The following is a 10,610-nucleotide window of genomic DNA, read 5'->3' as shown; positions in this document are numbered from 1 at the left end:
TCCAGGCAGTGCAGGCAGGCGGACCGCCGGGGCTGATCACCGGACCGATGCTCGCGTGGGCGGGCTGGCACCAGCAGCGGCAGCACCGGGGTGCCGACGGCGAGCCAGGGGTGCACCGCAGCGGGGTCAGCAGGTGCGGGGCTGGCGACGACGGCAAGGTCACGGGAACCCCCTTCGCCACCGAGGCGCACCCGGGTGACCTCGACCTGCCCGCCCTGCCGCAGGACGTCGGCGAGCAGGGCGGGCAGGGCGCCGGACCCGACGATCGCCACGCGGGGCAGCCCGGTGTCGGCGACCGGTGCGAGGAGCCCGGAGGCCACGAGCTGGTCGAGGACGAGGGTGGCTCGTGCCGGCTCGATGCTCTCGAGGGCGGCGGCGGTGACGGCTTCGGTGAGAGCCCGGTCGGGGTCGAGTGTGCTGAGCCAGCGCACCTCGGCGTCGGCGAGGCCGACCAGACGCAGAGACCGCGGACCGACGCCCAGCTGGACACTCCCGTCGGGCCGGCGAAGGGGGCGCAGCGCCGCCCCGCGTGGTGGGTGGGGAGGTGGGTGCATCGCCGCTCGCTCGTTCGCTCGGTGGGGGGTGGGGACCACCTTGGCGCAGATCGTGGCGACGGCTGCGGCGTCATCCACAGGCCCTCCCGACGTGCGCATTTCCCTAGGGAAATGCGGCGGGGACGGAGGTGGCCCTGCGCATTTCCCTAGGGAAATGCGCAGGGTGGCGGTGATGTGCCTAGGCAGATGCGGCGAGCAGTTCGCGGATCGAGGCGTCGAGGTCGGGCGGCAGGTCGTCGACGGGCCACCAGGCGACGTCCAAAGACTCCTCGGAGACGATCGGCTCGCTGCCGGCGGCGGCCACCGCCACCCAACGCACGTCGAGGTGCTCGGTGCAGCGGGTGAAGCCCGAGCCGAGCGCGTGCCGGTCGAGCTGCGCCGGCCCGGGGAGCGGCAGGGTCAGCGCGCCGGCGGGCAGGCCCGACTCCTCGACCGCTTCGCGGAGCGCGGCCTCGGCGACGCTCGCGTCGTCGGCCTCGATGTGCCCGCCGAACTGCAGCCAGCGCCCCACCTTGCGGTGCAGCGTGAGCAGGACCCGCTCGCGGGGTTCGTCGACGACGAGGCAGGAGGCGGTGAAGTGCGCCGGCGGGCCCGCCTTGGCGCTCGCCTGCTCGTGCGCGCCGAGGTGCGCGAGGTAGTCGCGTCGCAGCGCCTCCTGCTCCGCCGTGGGCGCGACCCAGCCCGACAGCAGCTCGCGCAGGTCCGCGTCGAGGTGCGCGTGCGTCGTCACTGGCCGTCGGGGGAGGCGCCGGATCCGCCTGCGGCAGAGCCCCCTTCGTCAGCCTCGCGCAGGATCGACTCGAGCGCTGCGTCCAGGTCGTCGCTCGCGGACGAGCCCCCGGCGGCGGTGCGCTCGACGAAGCCGAGGACGTCGTCGAGGTCTGCGCCCGTCGGCGCGACGTCCGGGTGGGCCCACACGCCGTCGCGGCCGGTGGCCCCGACGCGCTCCTCGAGCGCGGCGAAGAGGTTGGCCGCGTCGCGCAGCCGTCGCGGGCGCAGCTCGAGGCCGACGAGCCCGGCGAAGGTCTTTTCGGCCGGTCCGCCCGTGGCGCGCCGGCGGCGGATCGTCTCCGTCATCGCGGCCGTGTGCGGCAGGTGCGCGTCGGTCGCGCGGGCGGCCACGTGCTCGACCCAGCCCTCGACGAGAGCCAGCCAGGTCTCGAGCTGGACGAGCGCCTGCTCCTGCGCGGCCGTCGGGCTCGGGTTGAGGAAGCCGCCGGTCAGCGCCTCCTGCAGCGCCACCGGGTCGGAGGGGTCGACCTCGCGCACCGCCGCGTCGATCGCGTCGGTGTCGATCGCGATGCCCCGCGCGTAGGCCTGCACGGCCGCGAGGATCTGCGGGCCGATCCACGGCACCGCGGTGAAGAGACGCATCCGCGCCGCCTCCCGGGCCGCGAGGTGCAGCCACACCTCGTCGAGCGAGACCTCCAGCCCCTCGGCGAAGGCCGCGACATTGCCCGGCAGCAGCCCCACCTGCGTCGTGAGCAGCGGGACGCCCGCCTCGGTCGCGGTCAGGGTGTCCGCCGACAGCGCCCCGACCGCCTCGGCCGTCTGCGCCGTCATCAGCTGCGAGGCCATCGTGTCGACGAAGGGAGCGAGCTGCTGCTGGAGTGCGGACAGGTCCATGCCCGCCGGCAGCCCCAGCGCCTGCAGGTCGGGGGCGCCGGGCTCGTCGAGTCGCGAGGTCATCGACGTGCGGATCGCGCCGGACAGCCCGTCGGCGACCGGGTCGACGAGCGAGGCCCACACGGGCATCGTCGCCTCGATCCAGTCGGTGCGCGAGAGGGCGGCCCCGGTGAGGGCGGGCGCCTCCAGGTCCGTCACCTGGTCGAGCCACAGCGAGGCGACCCGCACCGCTTGGTCGGCCAGACCGTGCTCGCGCTCGCCCATCGTGCGGTCGCCCGCCCCGTCGTCACCCTCGGCGACCTTGCGGGCGGCGGTCACCGCGGAGGTGACGTCCACTCCCTTCGACATGGCGCCGGGGGTGAACATCGCCTTGACCTGCGAGGTCATGGCGGCCACCTGTGCGGGGTCGGCGTCGGCGATCCCCATCGCGCGCAGCTGCTCGACGAGCTGGGGTGGCAGGTCACGGCCGCCGTTGAGGTCCCGGAAGATCCGCATGATCTCCGGGGGCAGCCCGTCGTCCCCGGGGGAACCGGATGGGGTGCTGGGGTCGTTGCTCACGTCGGCGTCTCGTCTCTTCCTGAGAGGATGTGCTGTCCTTCAACCCAACCACGAGCGGTCCCGGATGGTTCCCACCCGGGCCAGGAGGTCCCGTGACCCACCCGGTCCAGCCGGTCAAGAACACCGTCCCGCGCAGCGAACGCATCGCCCGGTGGATCCTCGTGGTCTCCTTCCTGCTGCTCATCGTCGTCCTCGCGGGCATGCTCATCAAGGTGCCGTACGCGGTGGAGCGGCCCGGCCCGGTCACCGACACCCTCGGCACGCTCGACGACGGGACCTCGCTCGTCGCGGTCAAGGGCGCGAAGACCTACCCGACGGAGGGGTCGCTGTACTTCACGACCGTCCGCGTGGTCGGTGGTCCCGAGCGGCACATCAGCGGCTGGGAGTGGGTCATGGGCCACCTCGACGACGACTCGCGGGTGGTGCCGGAGGAGCAGCTCTTCCCGGCCGACACCTCCGAGGAGGAGATCGAGGAGATGAATGCCGCCCAGATGCAGGGCTCGCAGAAGAACTCGATCGCCGTCGGCCTGCGCAGCACCGGCGCCACGGTGCCCCAGGTCAACGTCGTCGGCTCGATCGCGACGAAGCTGCCGGCCAAGGGCAAGCTCGAGCTCGAGGACGAGATCGTCTCCGTCGACGGCAGCCGCACCCGCACCGTCGCCGACATCGTCGACAAGATCTCCGCCCGTTCACCCGGTGACGACGTCGAGATCGTCGTGCGCCGCGACGGCAGGCTGCGGACCGTGAAGCTCACGACGGCCGACCTCGGGGATGGCCGCGCTGGGGTCGGCATCGGCGTGGAGCCGCAGTACGACTACCCGGTCGAGGTGCGCATCGACGCCGGCCGGGTCGGCGGGCCGAGCGCCGGCATGATGTTTGCGCTCGCCGTCCGCGACCGCCTCACCCCGGGCGCGATGACCGGTGGCCAGCGCATCGCCGGCACCGGCACGATCGACGATGCCGGGGTGGTCGGCCCGATCGGCGGCATCGCGCAGAAGATGGTCGGCGCCCACGACGCCGGCGCGCGGTGGTTCCTCGCGCCGGAGAGCAACTGCGGTGACGTCGTCGGCCACGTGCCGGAGGGCTTGACGGTGGTGCCGGTGGGTGACTTCGACGACGCCACGGAGGCCGTCGACGACATCGCGAAGGGGGAGACCGCGGACTTCGCCACGTGCGAGGACGTGGTCGCGCGCTGACCCGGCCCGCCCCCCTTCGTGCTATCTGCCTAGGCAAATGCGAACCCCCTGCGCATTTCCCTAGGCAAATGCGAACCCCCTGCGCATTTCCCTAGGTAAATGCGGACCCCTTGCGCATTTCCCTAGGGAAATGCGGTCTTCCACGTGCCTGTGCCGAGGGGGATGCGCAGGTCAGTCCTCGAGGGTCGCGCGCAGCGCGTGCACGAGGCCGGGGGCGATGTCCTCTCCCTTCGCCACGCGGTCGTCGCGGTCGTTGGCCCGCTGACGCAGCAGGCACACGGCGCGGCCGTCGCGGTGGACCGCGACGAGCAGGCGCACGTCCTCGCGCTGCGGGTGCTCGGCCAGGGCGTCGACGGCAGCGGTCGGGTCCTGCGGCAGGTCGCGCTCGGCGCCCGGCGGGATGACGATGCGCTCGACGGCGAGGGCGACGCCGTGCACGGTGTCGGGCCAGGCCATCCGCCCGAGCAGCGACTCGAGGTTGGCGGTGCGCGGCAGATCCTCCTGCTCGATGGCGGTGAGCGCGCCGGGAGCGCGGTCGGCGTCGCCGGTCAGCGAGGCGGCGAGCGCCGGCTCGGCCGCGATGAGCGCGGCGGTGTCGACGAGCGCGAAGACGCGCGGGTTCTGGTCCCACCCGGCCGAGGCGACGTGGCGCTCGGTCTCGAGCGCGGCGACCTCGAGGGGCTCCGCAGTGGGGACGCTGTCGGGGGTGCTGGTGGATGACGAGTCGGGCACGATGCCCATGCTGCCCTACGGCGCCTCAGGTGCGCTGGGTACCGTGGCCCCACCATGAGCAGCGCGAGTTGGCCGGATGACGAAGGGGGCGCGCCGCCGCCCCGGGACGAGGGTCCGCCCTCCCGACGTGTGCCGCGGGGGGCGGGTCGGCAAGGTGGCCTTCGTCGTCGCCGTGGTCCTGCTGCTGCTCAGCCTGGCGGCGAGCCTGTGGACCGAGTCGTTGTGGTTCAGCTCCCTCGGCTACTCCGACATGTGGTGGACGCGCCTGCGCACGCAGGTCCTGCTCTTCGTCCTCGGCGGGCTGATCACCGCGCTGCCCATCGGGCTCAGCCTGTGGCTGGCCCACCGCACGCGCCCGATGTCGGTGCCGATGACGCCGGGGGAGCAGGCGCTCGCGCAGTACCGGCGCGCCATCGAGCCCTTCCGCAAGGTGGCGGCCATCGCCCTCCCCGCGGTGTTCGGCGTGCTCGGCGGGCTGGCTGCCGCCGGCCAGTGGCAGACCTGGCTGCTGTGGCGCAATGGCTCGAGCACGGGCACGACCGACGCGGAGTTCGGTCGCGACATCAGCTACTACCTCTTCGCGCTGCCGTGGTGGAGCTTCGTCGTCGGCTTCCTCACCGTGGCCGCGCTCGGGGCCCTCTTCGCGGCGGTCTTCACCCACTACGTCTACGGCGGCATCGTGCCGACCGGTCGGGGTCGGTCCACGCGCGTGGCCTTCCTCCACCTCGCGGTCATCGCCGCGGTCCTCGCCCTGCTGCGGGCGTGGAGCTACGTGCTCAGCGCACACTCGCTGACGACGCAGGAAAACGAGGTCCTCACCGGTGTCGGCTACACGGGCGCGCACGCGCTCGTGCCGACGAAGTACATCCTCGCGGTCGCCGCCGCGATGTGCGCCGGGCTCTTCCTCGCGTCGGTGCGCTCGCGCTCGTGGCGCCTGCCGCTCATCGCCGTCGCGACCCTCGTCGTGCTGTCGGTCGTCGTCGGCTCGATCTACCCGGCGCTCGTGGAGACCTACAAGGTCAGCCCCTCGCGCAACTCGCTCGAGGAGCCCTACCTGCAGCGCAACATCGACGCCACGCGTGCGGCGCACGGGGTGACGGGGGTCAAGACCGACAGCTATGACGCGGTCTCCGACGTCGAGTCGGGGCAGCTGCGCGAGGACGCCGCGTCGATCCCGGGCATCCGGCTGCTCGACCCGGCCGTCGTGAGCACGGCCTACCAGGAGCTGCAGGCGCAGCAGCCGTACTACACCTTCCAGGACGAGCTGGACGTCGACCGCTACGACATCGATGGCGAGACCGTCGACGTCGTCGTCGGTGCCCGCGAGCTCGACCTCGACAAGGTGCCGGCGGACCGCCGCGACTGGGTCAACGACCACACCGTCTACACCCACGGCTACGGGCTGGTCATGGCCCGCGGCACGCAGGCCCGGGCGGGCAACCCGCAGTGGATCACCCCGGAGGACGAGCTCGGCGAGTACGAGCCGCGGATCTACTTCGGCGAGGAGATGGACCACTTCTCGATCGTCGGGCAGGGCGACACGACGACCCCGCGCGAGATCGACCAGCCGACCGGCGGCGAGGAGTCGCGCTACACCTACCAGGGCGAAGGGGGAGTGGCGATCGGTTCGCGGATGCGCCAGGCCGCCTACGCCGTGACCCACCGGGACCTGAAGTTCCTCCTCTCCGACGCGGTCGGGTCGGACTCGCGGCTGCTCGAGCACCGCACCCCGTCGGAGCGGGTGCAGCGGGTCGCGCCGTGGTTGACGCTCGACGACGACGTCTACCCGACGGTCGTCGACGGGCGGATCCAGTGGGTGGTCGACGGCTACACGACGTCGCAGAACTACCCCTACAGCACCGCCTTCTCGATGTCGGGCGTGCAGTCGGGTCAGGTGTCGTCGGTGCAGACCCAGCAGGCGAGCTCGCTCGTCGGCGACCGCATCAACTACATGCGCAACTCGGTCAAGGCGACCGTCGACGCCTACGACGGCACGGTCAAGCTCTACACGTGGGACGAGAGCGACCCGATCGTCAGCGCCTGGGATAAGGCCTTCCCCGGTCTGCTCACGCCGAAGGAGGAGATCAGCGGCGACCTCATGTCGCACCTGCGCTACCCGGAGGACCTCTTCCGGATGCAGCGCGCGGTGCTCGCCGACTACCACGTGACGTCGGCGGCGGACTTCCGCGCCGGCCAGGACCGCTGGCGGGTGCCGGACGACCCGTCGCGGGGCAACGACGGGGTCGCCCAGCCGCCGTACTTCCTGTCGCTCGCGATGCCCGACCAGGAGCAGCCGGCGTGGTCGCTCACCTCGACGTACATCCCCCGGGGCACGCGCAACGTCATGGCCGGGTACCTCGCGGTGGACGCCGACGCGGGGTCGGTGAAGGGCACACCCGCCTCGGACTACGGCCAGCTGCGCCTGCTGTCGGTGCCGCGCAACACCACGGTGCCGGGTGTCGGTCAGGTGCAAAACGACATCGTCTCGTCCAACGCGACCTCGGGTGACGGCAGCCAGACGCTGACCGACTACCTCAACAACGCCAACCGTGGCGGGTCGCAGGTCTCCTACGGCAACCAGCTGGCGCTGCCGGTCGGCGAGGGCTTCCTCCACGTCGAGCCGATCTACCTGTCGTCGGCGTCGGGGACGAGCTATCCGCAGCTGCGGATCGTCATCGTCACCTTCGGTGGCAAGGTCGCCTGGGCGCAGGACCTCGAGACGGCGCTCGACGAGCTCTTCGGCGGGGACGCCGGTGTGACGGCCGAGGGCAAGCCGAGCGGCGAGCCGACGAAGAAGCCCGAGGAGCCCGATGAGCCCAAGAACCTCTCGGCCGACGACAAGAAGCTGCGCCAGGCGATCGCCGGGATGCAGAAGGCCTACAAGGACGGTCAGGACGCCCTGAAGAAGGGCGACTTCGCCGCCTACGACGAGGCCCAGAAGGAGCTGAAGAAGCAGCTCGAGGAGGCTGCCAAGGTGCAGCCGGGAGGGGGCTCGGCCGACCTCGACGCGGGCTGATTTGGTCCTCCCCGTGCGTTCACGTAGAGTTAATGACGCAACGACGCGGGGTGGAGCAGTTCGGTAGCTCGCCGGGCTCATAACCCGGAGGTCGCAGGTTCAAATCCTGCCCCCGCTACCACTCCGAGAGGCCCCCCGACCATCTGGTCGGGGGCCTCTCGCATGTCAGGATCCCTTCGAGATGGCCGCGGGTGGCCTCCTCAGGGATCGGGGTGGTGGCCAGCTGGGAACCCGGCGTCGTTGGTGGCGCGTGGTCCCCCTCTCCGGGCAACCAGGTGACATCACCGACGCCAGGTGACCTCAATGACGCCGGGCAGCGCTGGGGCCGCGGGGGATCACGGTCGGTCACCCGTGGCGGGGCTGCGCCGAGTGTTCACCTTGGTGGGGGATCCTGCCCTCCGTGACGCTCCCTTCGCCCCTGCTGCCCGCGCTCCTCGCGGGTGATCGCGCGCCCGCCCCGCGCACCCTCGTCGACATCTTCACCGCGGTCGTGGCCGCCCACCCGGACGCGCCGGCCGTCGACAGCGGGCAGGAGATGCTCACCTACAGCGAGCTGGCGGAGGCTGCCTCGGCGCTCGCCGAGCAGCTCGCCGAGCTCGGCATCGGGCCGGGGGACAAGGTCGGGGTGCGCATCCGTTCCGGCTCGACCGACCTCTACGTCGCCATCATCGGCATCATCCTGGCCGGCGCCGCGTACGTCCCCGTCGACGCGGACGACCCCGACGACGAGCGGGCCCGGGTGGTCTTCGAGGAGTCGGCCGCCGCGGCCGTCGTCGGCAACGACCTCGTCATCTCGACCACCCCTGTGGGACAAGGGCGCTCGTCGATCGAGCCGTCGTCGCCCACGACCGAGGACGACGTCTGGGTGATCTTCACCTCCGGCTCCACCGGCAAGCCGAAGGGCGTGGCCGTCACCCACCGCAATGCGGCCGCCTTCGTCGACGCCGAGTCGCAGATGTTCCTCGTCGACGACCCGATCGGCCCGGGGGACCGGGTCATGGCCGGCCTGTCCGTGGCCTTCGACGCCAGCTGCGAGGAGATGTGGCTCGCGTGGGCCTACGGCGCGTGCCTCGTGCCGGCCCCGCGCTCGCTCGTCCGCTCCGGCGTCGACGTCGGGCCGTGGCTGGTGGCCAACGAGATCACCATCGTCTCGACGGTGCCGACTCTCGTGTCGCTGTGGCCGCCGAGCTCGCTCGAGCGGGTGCGCCTGCTCATCATGGGCGGCGAGGCCTGCCCGCCCGAGCTGGCCGCCCGCCTCCAGTCGCCCGGGCGCGAGGTGTGGAACACCTACGGCCCCACCGAGGCCACCGTCGTCGCGTGCGGCGCCATGCTCGACGGCACCGACCCGGTCCGCATCGGGCTGCCGCTCGCCGGCTGGGACCTCGCGGTCGTCGACAAGGAGGGCCACCCGGTCGCGGAGGGCGAGTCCGGCGAGCTGATCATCGGCGGCGTCGGCCTGGCCCGCTACCTCGACCCCGCCAAGGACGCGGAGAAGTACGCGCCCATGCCCACCCTCGGCTGGGAGCGCGCCTACCGCTCCGGCGACGTGGTGCGCAACGACCCCGACGGTCTCGTCTTCGCCGGTCGTGCCGACGACCAGATCAAGCTCGGCGGGCGACGGATCGAGCTCGGCGAGATCGACGAGCAGCTGCTGCGGGTGCCCGGCGTCGTCTCCGCCGCGGCGGCGGTCCGCTCGACCCAGGCGGGCAACAAGCTGCTCGTCGGCTACCTGACGACCGACGAGCGCTACGACGCCGCCCACGCCCGCGACCTGCTGCGCGAGCGCATGCCCGCGGCCCTCGTGCCGCGCCTCGCCGTTGTCGACGAGCTGCCGACGCGCACGTCAGGCAAGGTCGACCGCGACGCGCTGCCGTGGCCCCTGCCCACCTCGACCGACACCCCGGCGAAGGGAGAGCTCGGCGAGACCGCGCAGTGGATCGCGGCGATCTGGGCCGAGATCATCGGCGCGGACGTGGGCGACCCGAGCGACGACTTCTTCGACCTCGGCGGTGGGTCGCTCACCGCCGCGCAGGTGGTGAGCCGCCTGCGGGAGAAGAACCCCGAGACGACCGTCGGTGACCTCTACGCCCACCCGAGCCTCGGGGACCTCGCCGCCTGGCTCGACGAGTCGTCGGCCGCGTCGACGATGGTGCGGACCAATCGCAAGGTGCGCCCGATCCGCACGAAGACCCAGGTGGCGCAGCTCGTCGGGATGATCCCCCTTCGTGCCCTCGCCGGCATGCGCTGGCTGGCGTGGCTCGTGCTCGGCGCGACGATCGCCCACCCGGCCCTGCCGTGGCTGCCGACCTACCCGCTGTGGCTCGTCGCGCTGCTCGCCGTGGTCTTCATCGCCGCGCCGGGCCGCATGGCGCTCGCCGCGCTCATCGCCCGGGTCCTGCTGCGCGGCGTCGAGCCCGGCTCGCACCCGCGCGGCGGCAAGGTCCACCTGCGGCTGTGGCTGGCCGCCCGCACCCAGGACGAGCTCGCCGCGGCGGCGCTCTCGGGCGCCGTCTGGTTTCGTTGGTACGCAAGGCTGCTCGGCGCCAAGATCGGCGAAGGGGTGGACCTGCACGCCCTGCCGCCGGTCACCGGATGGCTCGACGTCGGGCCGGGGGCCGCGATCGAGCCCGAGGTGGACCTGCTCGGCTACTGGATCGACGGCGACCTCGTGCACGTCGGCCCGATCAGCATCGGCGCCAAGGCCCGCATCGGCGCCCGCAGCACCCTCTCGCCGGGTGCGGTCGTCGGTCGCGGCGCCGAGGTCGCACCGGGCTCGCACGTGCTCGGCACGGTGACCGCGGGGGGAGGCCTGGTCCGGCTCGCCCGCCGAGCGCCGGGCGCCCGCCCGGGGCCCGTGGTCGAGCCAGGAGGCACCCGCGCCGCGTCGGTGGCTCGTCTGCATGGGGGTCGTCGCCGTGCTCGTCGCCA

At 72.6% G+C, this 10,610-nt stretch carries 7 protein-coding genes and 1 tRNA gene; 4 read left to right on the top strand and 4 right to left on the bottom strand.

The genetic code is table 11. From position 1 onward, the window contains the following. From B277_RS15215 to B277_RS15205, 3 genes are all read right to left on the bottom strand, one after another. Positions 1-554 (bottom strand): hypothetical protein (locus tag B277_RS15215; protein ID WP_420795276.1); only part of this gene is annotated, 554 nt, incomplete at its 3' end. 178 nt (positions 555-732) lie between these two features. Beyond that, complete coding sequence (locus B277_RS15210) at positions 733-1,284, bottom strand: NUDIX hydrolase (RefSeq protein WP_007929892.1); 552 nt, start codon at positions 1,282-1,284, stop codon at positions 733-735. Then, positions 1,281-2,738: a zinc-dependent metalloprotease gene (locus B277_RS15205; RefSeq protein WP_007929891.1), complete on the bottom strand. Its 1,458-nt coding sequence runs from the start codon at positions 2,736-2,738 to the stop codon at positions 1,281-1,283. Before B277_RS15205 ends, B277_RS15210 begins: the two co-directional genes overlap by 4 nt. Positions 2,739-2,830: 92 nt before the next feature. On the opposite strand from B277_RS15205, the gene B277_RS15200 reads away from it, so the two are divergent. Then, on the top strand, positions 2,831-3,934 hold the full coding sequence (locus tag B277_RS15200; RefSeq protein ID WP_007929890.1) for a YlbL family protein: 1,104 nt from the start codon (positions 2,831-2,833) through the stop codon (positions 3,932-3,934). 171 nt (positions 3,935-4,105) lie between these two features. On the opposite strand, the gene B277_RS15195 is transcribed toward B277_RS15200, so the two are convergent. Beyond that, positions 4,106-4,675, bottom strand: a complete 570-nt coding sequence (locus tag B277_RS15195) for a PPA1309 family protein (protein ID WP_007929889.1) — start codon at positions 4,673-4,675, stop codon at positions 4,106-4,108. 67 nt (positions 4,676-4,742) lie between these two features. Between B277_RS15195 and B277_RS15190 the strand changes: the two genes are divergently transcribed. The 3 genes from B277_RS15190 to B277_RS15180 form a co-directional block, all read left to right on the top strand. Next, on the top strand, positions 4,743-7,682 hold the full coding sequence (locus B277_RS15190) for a UPF0182 family membrane protein (RefSeq protein ID WP_156811821.1): 2,940 nt from the start codon (positions 4,743-4,745) through the stop codon (positions 7,680-7,682). Positions 7,683-7,726: 44 nt separating this feature from the next. Then, a tRNA-Met gene (locus tag B277_RS15185) sits at positions 7,727-7,803 on the top strand. Between the two features lie 279 nt (positions 7,804-8,082). Beyond that, the coding region (locus B277_RS15180) for a non-ribosomal peptide synthetase (RefSeq protein WP_007929887.1) at positions 8,083-10,610 on the top strand (2,528 nt) is incomplete at its 3' end.

Source organism: Janibacter hoylei PVAS-1 (assembly GCF_000297495.1).
Taxonomy (GTDB): domain Bacteria; phylum Actinomycetota; class Actinomycetes; order Actinomycetales; family Dermatophilaceae; genus Janibacter; species Janibacter hoylei.
Note: the sequence above shows the minus strand (reverse complement) of the source record. Positions and strands in the feature narration are given on the sequence as shown.

Excerpts from the sequence above, each read along its gene's own strand:
- B277_RS15195 (WP_007929889.1), bottom strand. The coding sequence starts at position 4,675 with ATGGGCATCGTGCCCGACTCGTCATCCACCAGCACCCCCGACAGCGTC.
- B277_RS15190 (WP_156811821.1), top strand. The coding sequence starts at position 4,743 with ATGACGAAGGGGGCGCGCCGCCGCCCCGGGACGAGGGTCCGCCCTCCC.